At 37.6% G+C, this 17,024-nt stretch carries 21 protein-coding genes; 3 read left to right on the plus strand and 18 right to left on the minus strand.

Features of this window, described 5'->3' with window-relative positions; all coding sequences use genetic code 11:
* Nucleotides 1-18 precede the first annotated feature (18 nt).
* From Q2U82_RS04585 to Q2U82_RS04595, 3 genes are all read left to right on the plus strand, one after another.
* Nucleotides 19-1,275, plus strand: a complete 1,257-nt coding sequence (locus Q2U82_RS04585) for an aspartate kinase (protein WP_410006533.1) — start codon at nucleotides 19-21, stop codon at nucleotides 1,273-1,275.
* A gap of 50 nt (nucleotides 1,276-1,325) precedes the next feature.
* Complete coding sequence (locus Q2U82_RS04590) at nucleotides 1,326-3,140, plus strand: GNAT family N-acyltransferase (RefSeq protein WP_410006534.1); 1,815 nt, start codon at nucleotides 1,326-1,328, stop codon at nucleotides 3,138-3,140.
* Between the two features lie 75 nt (nucleotides 3,141-3,215).
* Nucleotides 3,216-3,968: a DUF5995 family protein gene (locus Q2U82_RS04595; protein ID WP_410006535.1), complete on the plus strand. Its 753-nt coding sequence runs from the start codon at nucleotides 3,216-3,218 to the stop codon at nucleotides 3,966-3,968.
* Here the strand turns inward: Q2U82_RS04595 and Q2U82_RS04600 are convergent.
* The 18 genes from Q2U82_RS04600 to Q2U82_RS04685 form a co-directional block, all read right to left on the minus strand.
* On the minus strand, nucleotides 3,965-4,348 hold the full coding sequence (locus tag Q2U82_RS04600) for a DoxX family protein (protein ID WP_410006536.1): 384 nt from the start codon (nucleotides 4,346-4,348) through the stop codon (nucleotides 3,965-3,967). The two genes, Q2U82_RS04595 and Q2U82_RS04600, sit on opposite strands and share 4 nt — an antisense overlap.
* 5 nt (nucleotides 4,349-4,353) lie before the next feature.
* A complete protein-coding gene (locus tag Q2U82_RS04605) occupies nucleotides 4,354-4,770 on the minus strand; it encodes a VOC family protein (protein WP_410006537.1) in 417 nt (138 codons plus the stop codon).
* Nucleotides 4,771-4,807: 37 nt separating this feature from the next.
* A complete protein-coding gene (locus tag Q2U82_RS04610) occupies nucleotides 4,808-5,164 on the minus strand; it encodes a TM2 domain-containing protein (protein WP_410006538.1) in 357 nt (118 codons plus the stop codon).
* A 45-nt stretch (nucleotides 5,165-5,209) separates the two neighbouring features.
* The gene (locus Q2U82_RS04615; RefSeq protein WP_410006539.1) at nucleotides 5,210-5,596 is read right to left on the minus strand and encodes a VOC family protein; all 387 of its coding nucleotides are present in this window, start codon (nucleotides 5,594-5,596) and stop codon (nucleotides 5,210-5,212) included.
* Nucleotides 5,597-5,600: 4 nt separating this feature from the next.
* Nucleotides 5,601-6,542 (minus strand): 2-hydroxyacid dehydrogenase, encoded by a 942-nt coding sequence (locus Q2U82_RS04620; protein ID WP_410006540.1) that lies wholly within the window; start codon nucleotides 6,540-6,542, stop codon nucleotides 5,601-5,603.
* 3 nt (nucleotides 6,543-6,545) lie between these two features.
* Nucleotides 6,546-6,911: a cupin domain-containing protein gene (locus Q2U82_RS04625; RefSeq protein ID WP_410006541.1), complete on the minus strand. Its 366-nt coding sequence runs from the start codon at nucleotides 6,909-6,911 to the stop codon at nucleotides 6,546-6,548.
* A gap of 2 nt (nucleotides 6,912-6,913) precedes the next feature.
* Entirely contained in the window at nucleotides 6,914-7,438 is a 525-nt protein-coding gene (locus Q2U82_RS04630) for a hypothetical protein (RefSeq protein WP_410006542.1), read from the minus strand.
* Nucleotides 7,439-7,447: 9 nt separating this feature from the next.
* The gene (locus Q2U82_RS04635; RefSeq protein ID WP_410006543.1) at nucleotides 7,448-7,984 is read right to left on the minus strand and encodes a hypothetical protein; all 537 of its coding nucleotides are present in this window, start codon (nucleotides 7,982-7,984) and stop codon (nucleotides 7,448-7,450) included.
* A 92-nt stretch (nucleotides 7,985-8,076) separates the two neighbouring features.
* Nucleotides 8,077-8,952 carry an ATP synthase F1 subunit gamma gene (gene atpG, locus Q2U82_RS04640; protein ID WP_068762137.1) on the minus strand — a complete coding sequence of 292 codons (876 nt, stop codon included), beginning with the start codon at nucleotides 8,950-8,952 and terminating at the stop codon, nucleotides 8,077-8,079.
* A 72-nt stretch (nucleotides 8,953-9,024) separates the two neighbouring features.
* On the minus strand, nucleotides 9,025-10,605 hold the full coding sequence (gene atpA / locus Q2U82_RS04645; protein WP_068762136.1) for a F0F1 ATP synthase subunit alpha: 1,581 nt from the start codon (nucleotides 10,603-10,605) through the stop codon (nucleotides 9,025-9,027).
* 53 nt (nucleotides 10,606-10,658) lie between these two features.
* Nucleotides 10,659-11,195, minus strand: coding sequence for an ATP synthase F1 subunit delta (gene atpH / locus Q2U82_RS04650; RefSeq protein WP_410006544.1), 537 nt, complete (start codon nucleotides 11,193-11,195; stop codon nucleotides 10,659-10,661).
* 6 nt (nucleotides 11,196-11,201) lie between these two features.
* Nucleotides 11,202-11,702 carry a F0F1 ATP synthase subunit B gene (locus Q2U82_RS04655; RefSeq protein ID WP_410006545.1) on the minus strand — a complete coding sequence of 167 codons (501 nt, stop codon included), beginning with the start codon at nucleotides 11,700-11,702 and terminating at the stop codon, nucleotides 11,202-11,204.
* A gap of 107 nt (nucleotides 11,703-11,809) precedes the next feature.
* A complete protein-coding gene (atpE, locus tag Q2U82_RS04660) occupies nucleotides 11,810-12,001 on the minus strand; it encodes an ATP synthase F0 subunit C (RefSeq protein WP_034260124.1) in 192 nt (63 codons plus the stop codon).
* A 32-nt stretch (nucleotides 12,002-12,033) separates the two neighbouring features.
* The gene (gene atpB, locus Q2U82_RS04665) at nucleotides 12,034-13,194 is read right to left on the minus strand and encodes a F0F1 ATP synthase subunit A (protein WP_410006546.1); all 1,161 of its coding nucleotides are present in this window, start codon (nucleotides 13,192-13,194) and stop codon (nucleotides 12,034-12,036) included.
* A 101-nt stretch (nucleotides 13,195-13,295) separates the two neighbouring features.
* Complete coding sequence (locus Q2U82_RS04670; RefSeq protein WP_410006547.1) at nucleotides 13,296-13,685, minus strand: DUF6168 family protein; 390 nt, start codon at nucleotides 13,683-13,685, stop codon at nucleotides 13,296-13,298.
* Nucleotides 13,686-13,692: 7 nt separating this feature from the next.
* Nucleotides 13,693-13,911, minus strand: coding sequence for an AtpZ/AtpI family protein (locus Q2U82_RS04675; RefSeq protein WP_410006548.1), 219 nt, complete (start codon nucleotides 13,909-13,911; stop codon nucleotides 13,693-13,695).
* Between the two features lie 10 nt (nucleotides 13,912-13,921).
* Nucleotides 13,922-14,398: a polymer-forming cytoskeletal protein gene (locus Q2U82_RS04680; protein ID WP_410006549.1), complete on the minus strand. Its 477-nt coding sequence runs from the start codon at nucleotides 14,396-14,398 to the stop codon at nucleotides 13,922-13,924.
* Between the two features lie 52 nt (nucleotides 14,399-14,450).
* A complete protein-coding gene (locus Q2U82_RS04685) occupies nucleotides 14,451-16,994 on the minus strand; it encodes a tetratricopeptide repeat protein (RefSeq protein ID WP_410006550.1) in 2,544 nt (847 codons plus the stop codon).
* Between the last annotated feature and the right edge of the window lie 30 nt (nucleotides 16,995-17,024).

A 17,024-nucleotide genomic window follows, 5' to 3' on the forward strand; every position in this document is an offset into this window, starting at 1 on the left:
ATCAATTATTTTATACAGATGAAAATCTTCAAATTTGGTGGTGCATCCACAAAAGATGCTGAGAGTGTAAAAAATGTCGTTTCTGTAATAAACCAAACCGGTGAAAAAGATTTGGTTGTTGTAGTTTCGGCAATGGGAAAAACCACCAACGCATTGGAAGAGGTAATAAAAAATTACTTCTCAGAATCAGATGATTTAAAAATAGCTTTGCGAACTGTTTACGATTTTCATTACGGAATTCTCACCGGCCTATTTTCTTCTACGTCGCATCCTGCTTTTGTTGAGTTGGATAAGATTTTTAAAGAGCTAAAGCGTTTTCTGGAAACCAATAAATCTAATAACCATGCTTTTGTTTATGACCAAGTAGTGTCTTTTGGAGAACTAATTTCTTCTAAAATAGTTTCGACATATTTTACTGAAATTGGAATCAACAATACTTGGTTGGATGTTCGCCAATGTATTAAAACCGATGCCAACTACCGTGATGCCAATGTTGATTGGGAAAAAACCCAAGAGCGTGTTTCAGAAAAAGTAAACAAAAAGGGAATTACTTTAACCCAAGGATTTTTAGGTTCGGAACATACAAATAATTTTACAACCACCCTTGGCCGTGAAGGAAGTGATTATACCGCAGCAATTTTTGCCTATTGCTTGAATGCCGAAAATGTTACTATTTGGAAAGATGTTCCAGGCGTGCTGAATGCTGATCCGCGCTATTTTACACAAACTATGCTTCTGAACCACATAAGCTATCGCGAGGCAATTGAGCTTGCATTTTACGGTGCTTCGGTAATTCATCCGAAAACACTTCAGCCGTTGCAACGAAAGGAAATTCCGCTTTATGTAAGATCTTTTTTGAACCCAAAGGAGCCCGGAACCTGTGTTGGTAAAGGTGTAACGCTGGATCCGCAAACTTCGTGTTTTATTCTTAAGAAGGATTTAGTATTAATTTCACTTTCGTCCCTAGACTTTTCATTTATGATGGAAGACAATATTGGCGACGTTTTCAAATGGCTTCACAAGCACAAAATGAAGGTTGAAATGATTCAAAACTCAGCAATCAGTTTTTCGGTCTGTGTGAACGATAAATTCAACAATTTGGACGCATTGTTGGCTAAGCTTCGCGAAAAATTTAGCGTAAAGTGGAATGAGAACGTAACGCTCTACACAATCCGCCATTTTAACCCCACTGAAGTAAAGGCACTTGCGGAAAATAAAAACGTACTTTTAAAGCAGGAAAGCAAGGAGACGGTACAGTTGGTAATTAAGGAATAGTATCAATCGGTTTCGCTATATTTGTTGGATACAAACAATCTAAATATTTCATGGGATTAGTCAACGCAAAGGAAGTTGCAAAAGCAATAAACGTCGATAAATTCGGCTTTCTGGGCACTTTTATGGGCTGGTCTTTAATGAAAGTTTTAAACATTACTACCCTCAACAAAATTTACGACAAACACAAGCATTTACATGATTTGGAATTCATAAATGCATTGCTTGAGGAGTTTGAAATAAAATTTGAAATTCCAGAAGAAGACCTTCGCAGAATCCCAAAAACAGGTGCTTTTATAACCATTTCAAACCATCCGTTGGGCGGAATTGACGGCATACTTCTTCTAAAATTATTGTTGGAGCACCGTCCGGATTTCAAGATTGTCGCAAATTTCCTTTTGCACAGGATTGAACCCCTGAAACCATATGTAATGCCGGTAAATCCCTTTGAGGATAGAAAAGACGTAAAGTCTAGCATTTCCGGCTTTAAATCTTCGCTGAAACATTTACAGGAAGGACACCCTTTGGGAATTTTTCCCGCAGGCGAAGTCTCAACATATCGAGATGACAAATTGTTGGTTGACAAACCTTGGGAAGAAGCTGCGATGAAACTGGTGAAAAAAGCTGAAGTTCCTGTAGTTCCAATATATTTTCACGCAAAAAATAGCAAACTATTTTATCGTTTAGCAAAGATGAGCGACACCTTGCGAACCGCTAAATTGCCTTCGGAATTGCTTACCCAAAAAGAGCGTTTGATAAAAGTGCGGATAGGCAACGCCATTTCTGTGGAAGATCAAAAAGAACACGAGTCTTTGCCCGTGTTTACAGAATTTCTTCGGAAGAAAACCTATATGCTTTCCAATGCATTTCAGAAGAAAAAATTGCTGGATAACATCCCTAAAACACTGAAGTTTCCAAAACCACCAAAGAAAATTGCTGGACCCATTCCGCTGAAAGCTATGGAGGAAGAGATTGAGAAACTTCGCGAAAATGATAAACGGCTGCTTGTAAGCAAAAATTATGAAGTGTTTTTGGCACAAGCTAGTTCAGTTCCCTATATTCTCCAGGAAATTGGTCGTTTACGCGAAATTACATTCCGCGAAGTGGGTGAAGGCACCAATAATAGTACTGATCTTGATAAATTTGACAGCTATTATCACCACATGTTCCTTTGGGACAATGATGCCCGAAAAATGGCAGGTGCCTACAGAATGGGGCTCGGTTCAGAAATTTTTCCGCGATTTGGAATTGATGGTTTCTACTTGCAAGATCTCTTTCGTTTTGAGCCAGAATTGTTTGAAATGATGAGTAAATCCATTGAAATGGGACGTGCTTTTATCATTAAAGAATACCAACAACGCCCAATGCCTTTATTTTTACTTTGGAAAGGAATTGTGCACACCACGCTTCGTTACCCCGAACACCGTTATTTAATTGGTGGGGTGAGCATCAGCAATAAATTTTCGGAATTCTCCAAAAGTTTGATGATTGAGTTTATGAAATCGAATTATTACGATCCGTATGTGGCGCAATACATCAATCCTAAGAAGGAATACAAGGTAAAGCTTAAAGACGCCGACAAAGATTTTATCTTTGATGAAAGCGAGGCAGATCTCAATAAATTCGATAAAATAATTGATGAAGTAGAGCCGGGAAGTCTTCGTTTGCCTGTGCTTATCAAAAAATACATCAAACAGAACGCAAAAGTTGTGGCCTTCAACGTTGATCCTCTTTTCAATAATGCGGTGGATGGATTGATGTACATCCGTATTGCAGATTTGCCCGAAAGTACCGTAAAACCTGTTATGGAAGAATTTCAGGCAGAGTTGGAGAAAAAATATTCCGATTCACAAAACGGCGATAAATAAATTTCTTTTCTTTTCCCTCTTTTCAAAAAATAGTTTTTAAAAAAGCATAACTTCGTAATTGCTAACATTTTAAATATGCCTGCAAAAACTATTGACGAAGTTATTTCAGCACTTGACTACATTATTGAAAAGGAGTGCACCAACAATTCCTGCATGGCGTATTTTCCTATTCTTTACAGAAAAGTAACCGTTCGCATAAAAGAGGGAATTCTAAACAATGAATTCGAAAACAATCCACGAATGGAAAAACTGGACGTGATTTTTGCGAACAGATATATAGAAGCTTACGAATGTTTGGGAAATAATCACCCTTTTACAAAAAGTTGGAAAAATGCTTTTGAAGCCGCAAAAACAGGAAAATTGCTCATTATGCAGCATTTGCTTTTGGGCATCAATGCGCATATAAATCTGGATTTGGGAATTGCTGTTGCGGAAACCGTTGGCGATGATGGCGAGTTGCTGGATTTTGAAAACGATTTCAATAAAATAAATGAAATATTAGCATCGATGATTGCAAATGTGGAAGCCAAAATTATTTCGGTTTCGCCATTATTTGGTTTGCTTGATAGATTTGGAAAAGGCCGCGAGGATAAATTGGTCAGTTTTAGTATAAACGTTGCACGAGATGGCGCTTGGCTTTTTGCGAACCAATATCATATTTCACCAAATAAAAAAGATGCGTTGAATAGCCGCGATACAATCATTGCCAAACTTGCAGAAAAACTGATAACCCAAAAAAGTTGGCTGCTGAAATATTTGGTAAAAACCATTTATTTCTTTGAAAAGAAAGATGTGCCGCAAATTGTAGCAGTGCTTAAGAAGGATTAAAAAAGAATCAAACTTCCACCGTGGGTAGTAAAAATCACGAAAGTGCCGAGAAATAAAAGAAGGTCATAATGCCAACCATAGCCTTTATCTTCATAAAAACCCGTTTTCCAAATAAAGATTTTTTTATACATAGCTCCAAGCATTGCTCCCATAATTAGCAACGCACCTATTTGGGTGAAAATTCCAAAAGCAATGGAAATTGCGCCAACTATTTCTACCAACCCCAAAACTGTGGTTGCCGTTGGCGACATTCCTATACTTTCGCCGCGTTCTTTTGACTTTTGAACGTGACTTTTTCCACTAGAGAAAAAGACAATCGCAATTATTATCCGAAGAAATAAAAGAGCGAATCCAGCAAGAAATGCGGTGTCAAAAATCATAGTTTTTATTTTGATTCGTAGGGATTATAACTTCCAAAACTCCAAATATTTCCTTCGGGATCCTTGCAACTGTAACCTCTGCCGCCGTAATCTTCATCTTTAATGTCCATCACAATTTTAGCTCCATTAGCTTTTGCAATTTTGTAATGTTCGTCAACATTATCTATTATAAAGTAAGGCGTTTGGGTGTTGTAGCCATCAAGGTTTTTGGGAAGGTTCATCATTTTTCCAAAAGCGGTTTCGGGATTAAATGGGTTTATCATTACCAAGGCCTTACCCAATGATAATTGTGCGTGAAAAATTTTCCCATTATCATCTTTATAAATACCGTGTTCTTTAAACCCAAAAGCATCTTTTAAAAATGAAACCGCTGCGTTGGCATCGCTATAAATTAGATTTGGTATTGCGCCATATTTGCTCATATTTCTTTTCTTTTAAGTTTATATAAAGCTTTTGTATTTAAAACCATCCTTTTTTACCTACTTGATAGGTTTGGTAGAATTCTTCATCGCTTTTGGTTAAGTAAATAATTCCTTCAATTAAAGCTATAATTGCACCTATTCCGCACATGCACGTTAAAATAATTTGCAAAACACCTTCCTTATTATAGCCTAAAATAAATTTATGAATTCCTAAATATCCTACCACCAATGCTAAAACTCCAGCAAGAATTTTTTTGTTTTCTTGATTATTGATTACCTCATTCCAGCTCTCTCTAAATTCATTGGCAGTATTTTTTGCCTGTTGTTCAAAATTTTCGGTGGCTTCGTCCATCCGTTTTTTGGTGCTGTCAAAGCCTGAGTTTTGCTCTTCCATAGTCTTAATTAGTTGGTTTTTAGGATTTAATAAATGTATAAAAAATTATAGAATTGTTTCGTCCGCGGGTTCCCAAAGTTCAATTTTGTTTCCGTCGGGATCGAGTATCCAGCCAAACTTACCGTAATCATAAGTCTCCATTTCACCAACAATTGTTACACCTTCCTTTTTTAAAACCTTCAATAATTCCTCTAGGTTTTCAACTCTGTAATTTATCATAAACTCCTTTTCGCTCGGCGAAAAATATTTAGTATCGGCTTTAAAAGGGCTCCATTGGGTCGTGCATTCTTTACCGTTTTCATCTTTCCAATTGAACGAGCAACCATAATCATTTGTGTCAAAACCCAAATGGTTTTTATACCACTCTCTCGTTTTACTTGGGTCATTTGTTTTAAAAAATATCCCGCCAATGCCAGTTACTCTTTTTTCCATGTTATTAATTTTTGAAGTTTTGAATAATCTTTTCAGCAATCACTTTTGCAAGCTTTTCTTTGCTTTCAACGGTCCATCCAGCAATATGCGGACTTAAAATTACATTGTCCATCGCGAACAATTCTTTCAATGAATTTGGAAGATTATCAGAATCGAAAAGGGTTTCAAAAGATAGTTTTTCAAATTCCAAAACATCCAACCCAGCTCCCAAAATTTTTCCGGATTTTAAAGCTGAAACTAAATCTGCGGTAACAAGGCTTTTTCCGCGAGCGGTATTGATCAGCCAAAATGGTTTTGTAAATGAATTGATGAATTCTGAATTGACCATTTTGTCAGTCAATGGCGTCCAAGGGGTGTGGAGGCTCAAAACATCTGTTTTCTGTTGAAGTTCTTTCAGAGAAACCTGTTTTGCATTTTCATCACCCACATTTTCTTTTATATCGAAACAAAATACTTCACAATCAAAACCTTTTAGTTTTTTTGCAAACGCTTTGCCCATATTCCCGTAACCGACGATTCCAACGGTTTTTCCATCCAGTTCTATTCCACGGTTTGCTTCGCGGTTCCAAAGGCCATTTTTAACCTCTCTGTCCGCTTTATTCAGGTTGTTGAATAGCGAAAGAAGCATCCCAAGCGCATGTTCACCTACGGCGTTTCTATTGCCTTCAGGCGCAGCGATTAGTTTAATGCCAAGTTTATCTGCATAATCGGTGTCGATGCTTTCCAAACCGGCGCCAACTCGGGCTATAAATTTCAGGTTTTTTGCAGCATCGAGAAATTCTTTGTCAATATTGAAACGACTTCGGATTACAATTCCATCGTAATTTGAAATGATTTCCTCAATTTCAGATTTTGAGGATTTATAGTTTTCTTCATTCGAAAACCCTGCTTCCTCAAGCATTTTCAACAATAAAGAATGGTTGCTATCGAGGTGAAGAATTTTCATTATTTAAATTTTAGGATATTCGGAAACGGTCTTTTCCGAAGTTACATTTCCAGTGTGTTTTGTGGAAAGCTTTTCAAAAAGAAGTACGTGCACCTCTTCGCCATTTTGGGTTTTGGGGCAATGCTCCACGCCTTTTGGAACCACGATTATTTCACCTTCGGAAATGATTTCAATCTTATCGCGAAAGTGCATTTCCAAAGTTCCTTTTTGCACAAAAAACAACTCATCTTCATCTTCGTGTTTATGCCAAACAAACTCATCTTTTATTTTTGCCAAAAGCACTTGCATATTGTCCACAACCGCTATTTGGTGCGGGTGCCAATGCTTCTTGAACGTTGAAAACTTATCGTTAAGATTGATAGTTTGCATAACTATTCGTGTTGATTCGGGTTTGTCTGCGGATAAGGAATCATCTCTTTTTTTGAAAGGTTTTCAATTTTAAAATAATTTTTCTTTCCACCGAACCAATATTCTATAACCGCTTGGTTTTCCTCCAACTGAAAAGGAAACGCTTTTGAAAGTGTATTTTGTGCTTCTTTCATTGGGTCTGCATCCATGACAATATCGCGCTGGGTTTCATTTTTAAGATAGCCCACAAATTGTTTTGGTTCGTTTATGTTGCCTTTTGCTTCAAGAATATGGTTTCTGAAGTAGATATTTTGAATTACAACATCTGAATTTATTTCGCTGAAAGTAATATGGATATTGGTTCCAGAACCACCATCTTTTATACCAGCCACCCAGTTTTGGTAATATGCTTCGGCAATCTTAAACGGAGGATTTTGTACAAATGTTTTATTATCATTCACTTCCTGTGCCCCACCACAATTGGAAAAGCTTAGTAAAAGCAAAGGCACAGTTAAAAGTGCTACAATAGTTTTTAAATTTTTCATCATATATTAAAATTACAATTTAAAACCGAAACCTAAAAATACGGCAATCCCATCAGCAGCCTCAACATTTAGTGTAATATTTCGTGCGTTGAAATATGGAAGAAATAGTTTTAAATACAACTTCTCACCAATTTTATAATGTGCTCCAGGACCAATATTATACACCCTAAGCGCACTATTTTCAATATATCCCTGTGTTTGGTCTTCAAAACCAAAACCGTAGCCCGCTTGCGCAAAAACGTTCCATTTTTCTTTATTCAGAAAGTAATAATGGATTGAGGGAACAAAACCGTAAGAATGGATTGTAACATCACTATTATTCTTTATTAAGGTATTGTTTGAAGTGAAAAAACTTCCTGAAAGAGAAACTTTGTTTGAAACAAAAAACTCAAAATTGGCCAAGCCTAAAGCTCCAAAATCATCTTCGTTGTTAGTGGTTGTTGGATATGGTGAAACTGCTATTGAAAGAATCATTTCTCCTTTCTGGTTTTGGGCGAACGCAGTTAAACAAAAAAGAAATGTGAATAGAATTATTAATAGCTTCTTCATAATTAAATTTTTAATGAAGATAATTAAAATAATTAACCATAAAAAAAGCCTCTCGCAAAACGAAAGGCTTTTCAAAATAAAATTTATAAATACTATCCGGCCAATGCCTCTGCACCACCAACAATCTCAAGGATTTCGTTAGTAATGGCAGCTTGACGCGCTTTGTTGTATTGAAGTTTCAATGCATCGCGAAGCTCGGTTGCATTGTCAGTTGCCTTGTGCATCGCCGTCATACGTGCGCCGTGCTCGCTGGCAACACTATCGCGAAGACCTTTGAACAACTGTGTTTTTAAACTCTTAGGAATTAACGCCTCAACAATTTCTTCTTTTGAAGGTTCAAATATGTAAAAGGTTTCGGTAGTTTTTGCTTCTTGACCTTCAATTGGTTTTGGAGGCAAAATAGGCAAGAACTGCTCAGTCATTACTACCTGTGTAGCAGCATTTTTGAAATTGTTGTACACCAAAATGATCTTGTCATATTTTCCTTCGGAAAAAAGAAGCATCAGTTTTTCAGCAATTTCTGCAGTAGTATCAAAAGAAAGATCGTCAAAAATACCGTTGTTGTTTTCTATAACATTTCCGGTTTTTTTCAGAATATCATTTCCTTTTTTACCAAGGGTCATAAAATCCACTTGTTTGCCAGCATACGTATTTGCCGCTAAATTGCGTGATTCTTTTATGACGTTTGTATTAAAAGCTCCCGCCAAACCACGGTTACTGGTAATGGCAACCACCAAGACTTTGTTCACTTCGCGCTGTTCTGAATACTTGCTCCCGGTATCGGCATCAAGCGTAGCGCTTAGGTTTTGCAAAAGTTCAGTAAGTTTTTCAGAATAGGGACGCATCGCGGTAATGGCATCCTGCGCCTTTTTCAACTTTGCAGCAGAAACCATTTTCATGGCACTGGTAATCTGCATCGTTGAACCAACGGATGATATTCTGTTTCTAATTTCCTTAAGATTCGCCATTCTTTTATAGAATTGAGTATTTAGTATTGAGTATCGAGATATATTTTCTCAATACTCAATACAGAAATCTAACTACTTTTTATATTTCGCTGAAAGATCAGCAGCAACCGTTGTCATTACATCAATTGCTTCATCAGTAAGTTTACCAGCTTTAAGATCGTTAAGCGTGTCTCTGTGCTTTACGTTTAACATTTCTAGGTAATCTCTTTCAAATTCTTTTACTTTTTCAACAGGAACGCTACGCATCAAGTTTTTGGAACCTGCATAAATTACCGCAATTTGATCTTCTACCGTGTACGGATCGTTTTCAGATTGCTTTAATATTTCTACGTTACGCTTTCCTTTTTCAATTACGTTCAAGGTTGCAGCATCCAAATCTGAACCGAATTTTGCGAACGCTTCCAATTCACGGAAAGCCGCTTGATCCAGTTTCAAGGTACCTGCTACCTTTTTCATCGATTTAATCTGCGCGTTACCACCCACACGAGATACCGAAATACCTACGTTAATAGCTGGACGAACACCCGCGTTGAACAAATCTCCATCCAAGAAAATCTGACCGTCGGTAATCGAAATTACGTTTGTTGGGATATATGCCGAAACGTCACCCGCCTGTGTTTCAATAATAGGAAGTGCTGTTAATGAACCACCACCTTTTACTAAACCTTTTAATGATTCTGGAAGGTCGTTCATTTCCTTTGCAATATCATCATCGGCAATTACCTTGGCGGCACGCTCCAACAATCTTGAGTGAAGGAAGAAAACGTCTCCAGGGTATGCCTCACGTCCCGGTGGACGACGAAGCAAAAGTGAAACCTCACGGTATGCTACCGCTTGTTTAGATAAATCATCATAAACAATCAATGCTGGACGACCAGTATCACGGAAGTACTCACCAATTGCAGCACCTGCGAAAGGAGCATATACCTGCATTGGCGCAGGATCTGATGCGTTTGCCGCAACAATGGTTGTATAGGCCAAGGCACCTTTTTCTTCCAAAACTTGTGCAATGTTCGCAACGGTTGAAGCTTTTTGCCCAATCGCTACATATATACAATATACAGGCTGACCTGCATCGTAAAATTCTTTTTGGTTCAAAATGGTATCGATACAAACGGTAGATTTACCTGTTTGACGGTCACCAATAACAAGCTCACGCTGGCCACGGCCCACAGGAATCATTGCATCAATAGACTTAATACCAGTTTGAAGTGGCTCAGTTACCGGCTGACGGTAAATTACACCCGGAGCTTTACGCTCCAATGGCATTTCATAAGTTTCACCGGTAATTGGACCTTTACCATCGATAGGCTGACCCAATGTGTTTACCACACGACCAACAATACCTTCACCTACTTTAAGTGAAGCAATACGTTGTGTACGTTTTACGGTTGAACCTTCCTTAATTTCTTTTGAAGGACCTAAAAGTACGATACCTACGTTGTCTTCCTCAAGGTTCAATACAATACCTTCAAGACCGCTTTCAAAGGCTACCAATTCACCGTATTGTGCGTTTGAAAGTCCGTATGCACGAACAATCCCGTCACCCACGGTTAAAACAGTTCCTACTTCGTCCAGGGAAGCAGTTGCTTCAAAGCCTGTAAGTTGTTGCTTTAATATTGCTGATACTTCAGCTGGTTTTACTTCTGCCATTTTATTTGTATTTATGATTTTACCCTTCGACTGTGCTAAGGGTGACACAAAAATTATATTGATTTACTGAATTCTCTTTTTAAATTTCCAAATTGGTTCGCGATGCTCGCGTTATATTGAATATCGCCAACGCGAAGGATAAATCCTCCAATAATTGCTGGGTCAACTTCGTTTTTAAGCGTTACTTTTTCGCTTCCGGTTAATTCTTTTATTTTGGCCATCACTTTGCTTTCCAATTCTGAAGAAAGAGGAACGGCTGTAATTACGGTTGCTACTTTTACGCCTTGTTCGTCATTGTAAAGATCAACATAGCTTTTAGCCACATTTCCTAATAATGAAGTACGTTTATTGTCAACTAAAATATTGATAAGCGAATGTGTGATTTCTGATTGTCCGTTGAAAATTTTCAATAAAGCTTCCTTTTTATCGTTGGCTTTTATTACAGGACTTTGAAGCACTGTTTGCAATTCGCGGCTACCTTCAATAGTGTTGTAAACAGATTGCATATCGCCAAAAACAACAGCTTCTGTGTTGTTCTCGTTTGCTTTCTGCAAAATTGCTTTCGCGTATCTAATCGCTGCTCTGCTCATTGAATATTAGTTTAATTTGGCGTCGCCCAACATTTCGTCAACAAGTTTTAATTGCTTGTCTTTATCGGAAAGTTCGTGTTTTACTACTTTTTCAGCAATTTCCAGAGAAAGGCTTGCTACTTGTTGCTTCAACTCAGCGATTGCTGATTTCTTTTCGCTTTCAATTGCAGCTTGTGCTTGGGCAACCATTTTGTCTGCTTCTGTTTTAGCTTCCTCTTTAGCGTCTGAAATCATTTTTGCTTTAATCTCGCGAGCTTCCTTCATCATCACCTCACGTTCCGCACGTGCTTCTTGCAATAATTTTTCGTTATCTGCTTGAAGATTTTGCATTTCAAGTTTTGCCTTTTCGGCAGAATCCAATGCGTTTTTTATTCCTTCTTCACGATCGTTAACTGCACCCAAAATTGGCTTCCAAGCAAATTTGCGAAGCAATAAAAGCAACAACACAAAAATGATTATTTGCCAGAAGAAAAGTCCGAATGAAAAGTCGTTAATTAATTTTTCCATATCAATGGCCGCCAAGGCGGATATTTATTTAATTTAAACTTATGCTCAATTTTAATTGTAACAAACAGCTGTAACCAACCGTCACAGCCATTTGTTAGTTTTTTTGATTACCCTGCGAAAATCGCCGCGAAACCAATACCTTCAATAAGCGCCGCTGCAATAAGCATTGCTGTTTGAATTTTTCCGTAAGCCTCAGGCTGACGTGCGATAGCTTCCATAGCTTTCCCACCAATCATACCGATACCGATACCGGCACCGATTACTGCTAAACCTGCTCCTACAATAGTTGGAATTGTCATAATATATATATTTAAAAATTAAACACTCGTTATTATAAATGTTGGATTTCGCCTTCGTGTGCTTCGTGCTCTGCGTGCGTTTCGCTTGCAAAACCGAAATACAAGGCTGCCAACATTGTGAAAATATATGCTTGTAGCAATGCTACCAATAATTCAATAAGTGAAATTGCAAATGAAAGTCCGAAGGATAAAGGTCCGCCGATCCAGCTTTTGAAAATAAATATCAACCCTATCAAACTCATCAATACCACGTGACCCGCTGTCATGTTTGCGTACAAACGAATAAGCAGTGCAAAAGGCTTAATGAACAATCCTAAAATTTCGATAGGAACCAGGATGATATAAATCAATATTTTTCCTGCCCATGGCATTCCGTCGCCAAGTGGGTCAAAAATGTGTTTCCAGTAATCTTTGGTTCCGGTGAAAGTGGTTATCAAGAATACGATAATTGCCAAAGCTGTTGTAACCGCAATATTTCCGGTAACGTTTACACCAAGCGGGGTAAGGCCGAACATATTCAAAAACCATATAAAGAAAAATACGGTCAATAGGAATGGCATGTATTTTTTGTATTTGTTCTCGCCAATGTTTGCGATAGCAATGTCATCGCGAATGTAAAGTACAATCGGCTCGAAGAAACGACCAATCCCACGAGGAATGCTGCCGTTTTTGGCATAACTTTTTGCAAGACTGCGGAACAACCAAATCAATAAAAGTCCCGTCAACAACATCATCACAACACTTTTGGTGATAGAAAAATCTAATGGACGTACGTTTGTTGGGTGATCGCCGTGTTCGGCGTCATAATTTAATGTGCCTTGGGCATCTGTTCTATATATTTTCTCGTGGTGAAGAGCGTAATATTTTCCGTTTGATTCCACAATTTCATCACCGTGGCCAAATTCAGAAGACATAAATGTATGCAGTCCTTCGTCCCAAATAATTACAGGAAGAGGAAAACCGTAGTGATGCGTTTCGCCAGTTTCTTCATCAGTTGAACCAAAAAAGTTGAAACTATGAGAGTCCAACAAGTGATGGTTTATAAATTCCTTTATTTCTTCTTTTTTCGTTTTACTGCCCTCTTTACCGGGAGCAACTTCCTTCAATTCCATGCCGTGTTCTTGGGCTAAGGCTGAAAAAGAAACGATAAACAATAAAACTGAAAGTATTCTAACCAATGTTTTTCTTTGCATCTTTGAACAAATAACGGTGTCCTTAAAATCGGTGCAAAAATACATTTCTTTCTGAGAAAGAAAAAACTATTTTTTGTGTTTTTTTCTTCGGAAGAAATCTGCTAAGATTCCTGATTATTAAGCTGTTTTGAAAGAAATGCTACTTCTAAAATCAAACAGGTGGCGTAGGGCACAAAAAAAGCAGCAAATTCCGAAGTTGACATCGTTGCGTCTTCCCGATAAAAAGGATAGAAAACTAGAAAGAAAACCAAAAATTTAAGTCCGCTGCCAGCAAGAAATATAAAACCTGTTTGTGAGGATTTCTTATTAAACTTTGATTGAATGAAGATTAAAATTGCCGCTGCCAGGGTATAATTAACTATATATGAAAGCAAGATTCGGTCTGCAAAAATTGGCAATTCCATATTTTGAAGTATAAATAGGTGTGCAGCGAAAACCGCCATTATTACCAATAAAAGAACCGTCAAAAATTTGAAAGTAGTTTTTTTCATTAAAAAGTCAGGAATTCAATTTATTAGTCTGTTTAATCACCAAGAATAGTGAAGCGCCCACACCAACAAGCGTGCAGATTATAAGAAACGTTTTTCCGCCGTCAGAATATTTGCCGTCCAGCCATTGGCCCAATTTCACAAAAAGATAGATGATAACGCCCATCTGTATGCCAATACCGGACAGAATGGCCCATCGTTTCAATCCATTGTCTTTTTTGTCGGCCATTTTTGGAGATTTAATCGTCTAGATCGGTCTCAACAGCGGCTTTTTTAATACGCTGTTGACGATCAAAAGGGTGTGCTTTGGAGTTTTCAGTAGTGGCCTGACTTGAAGTTGAAGTAATTTTCTGCTTCCCGTCTTGCATCACACAAGAAGCGTTCATAGTTGCTCCTGGTTCAACGGCCAGTTTGCCTACGGTTACATCACCTTCAATTATAGCTGAAGATCGTAAAGATAGCGTTCCAGAAACCTGAAGATTGCCTTCAAACTTGCCTTCTATATCTGCATTTTCACAAGTAAGTGTCCCAATAATAACACCCGTTTTACCCAAGACTACTTTGGAAGGGGTTTTTACATTGCCTTCAACAATTCCATCAATTCTAAAGAATCCAGTAGAGGAAATGTCACCCTTCAATTTGGTGCCTTCGTTGATTCTATTTTGGGCGGAACCAGGCTCGGCAGCAATTTTCTTTTCTTTTTTGTCTGAAAACATAGCAGTTGGTTTTAAAGGTTACTATTCTGTTGTTCGGTTTGTTTTTGGGCTATTATTCGGCTACATCCTTCTGTAAATAATCATCCAGGTTTTTATGGATTTGAATGATTTTATAGTTTGGTGAAGAAATCTCAAAATATTGTTTATTAATTTTATACTTCTTGTTTTCTTTCAAAACTTCACCAAATCCGCGGGCTCCCAACTTAGTTTTTAAACCGTGAACGATTACAAATTTGGTCTGTGGGTCGTAATAATCAATGGAGGTTACCATATCTGTATAATAGTAATCTGCAAGGGCTTTGTCCAATTGTTCTTTAAGTTTTTGAGCTGCCTCGCCTTCCTCATTTGTGAATTTATAAACTAGTTTCCAATTTTCAGAATCTTCATCTGGAACAAAATCCTTCACGGCGATAATAGGAAGCACATTACTGTAAATTTGTTGTGCTTGTTTGCCTTCGTCAGTACTTGGATAATTTAGTGACACAAAGTTTAATGCCTTTTTATAAGCTTCGAAACCTTGTTGGCGCCCAATGGCAGTAGCTTTTAAAAGCTCGAATTTTGGAATAATATCATTGCCGTTATACACCATCATATATTCATCACATTTTTGAATGACCTCAGCATATTTTCCAGCCTCAAACTCTTTGTACAGTTCTTTGTATTTAAATTCTGGGCTAGATTCATCAGTTGGCAACTGTGAATTTGGGTTGCGAAGAATTTCAGCATAACGCGTTTCAGCGTGGTTGGTCAAAATATCATTTTTATATTTATCAGATTCAGAAGGGTTTTCCAAAATTTCATAAATCTTAACCAAATTATATTTTGCAGGCACTACCAATCGTTCTTCGGGATTGTAAGTTAGTAGCTTTTCAAGTCTGTTTGCGGCAAGATTGTACTCTTTAAACTTTTCTTTATAAATCAAGCCTAACTGGTAATACGCAAAGTTCCTGTCTTTTGCTAAACTGTCTATTGCTTTTTCGTCAGTAGGTATTCTGCTAATATAAGTTTCTGGCTTGTACAATTCGTTTTCAGAAATTGGCGTTACGGCAACTGTTTCTTCATCATCATTTATCAAAGAAGTCTGTTTATTAGAAAGCCTCCAGTTATCCTCCAATTTCCTGTCGCCCCAAACTTTTCTAAATTCTCCTTTTCCATAAGCTACAGTGGAAGTATTATAAAAGTAGAAAGTACTGCCCCCTTTGTTAGGTCCAGAAACGGTTTTTCCTTTTTCATAAAACTCTTTATTGGCAATTTTCTGTTCAATTTTGATAGCTTCCAAAGAATCTTTTACCGCTTGTTCCTTCAATTTTGAAGTATAATCGGTGAAAAAAGCAAGCTGTTCAGCTTCGCTCATTCTAGTCAATTTAAGAATGCTATCATTTGTAGCGGCAATGTCTTCGTATTTTATTACATCGTCAAGGTTTTCACGCTTTTTTGATACACGGCGCCATTGACGGCTATTTTCTTCGAGAAATGTTAGTGTACTGTCATAATAGGCTCCGGCGTTTTTATACTCGGCATTGTCAAAGTTTATTTCTGCAAGAGTTTGATAGTTTACTGATTGAAGAATTCTATCTTGCTTAAAAGCTTTAATAGACTTGTTATAATACTTAATTGCCGTTTCTGTACTATCGCTATTAAGGTAATAGTCACCAAACTGGTTGTAGATTCTGTCCAAGAATGGACGGTTTTCACGGTTTTTTTCAAGATCCTGAAGTAATTCCAGAAACGCAGTACGATCCCCTTTTTCGTAATCGAAATTTTTTCCTTTTTCCAAATACGCGCTGATCAGATAAGATCTGGAAGTCTTACGATTCATTGCGATAACCTCATCAAAAGCGATGTTAGCGCTGTCTTTTTCTCCAAGACGATTGTAAATTTGACCTTTTATGAAAGTATATCTTCCCTTTAATTCTTTATCTTTTACATTCTCAGAAGCCATTTTTATGTACTCCAATGCTGGTTGTAAAGAGTCAAGATTAATGAAAGCTTGCGACATCATTGCTGCTCCGTCGGCAATTTCTTCTTCATCAAGTTCCGCTTCCTCAAACATCTTTTTGAGGTTTTCAATAGCAAATTCTTCATTTTTCAAACGAATGTTGGTTTTTGCTTTCCAAACTTTCGCAACGTTTATATTATTGCTTGTTGGATAACGGTCCAAAATAAAGTTGAAAGCATCCAAAGCCGGAATAAAACGACCATCATAGTAGCGCGCTTTTCCAAGCAACATATATGCTTCGTCGATCTGTGGGTTATATTCTTTGCCGTCAATGTACATGGAATGCTTTTGGATTGCCTTTGCGGCTTTTTCTTCAGCACGATTGAATTCAGAATTCTTAGAGGCGCCTGGAGCTTTTGTATCTGCTTCCTCAATATTAATGCGCTCTACGGGAAGTATTTCCCAGAAATTATCACGAAAACCATACGCCAATTGCTCCTTTCCGTCCGTAAACGCCAAATCGCCGTTGTACAGCGTGTTAAATTCTGTGGTAACTGCGTGAACATTACGGTTTAAAAAAGTATTTTTTTTCCGTGAACAAGCTGCCAAAAAAACAACAGCCAGAATAAATAATGTAATTTTATACGTGCCCTTCAAAACGGTTTCAGTTTATATGATATTCTAACT

Origin of the sequence: Aequorivita nionensis (assembly GCF_046352995.1) — a bacterium.
GTDB lineage: Bacteria > Bacteroidota > Bacteroidia > Flavobacteriales > Flavobacteriaceae > Aequorivita > Aequorivita nionensis.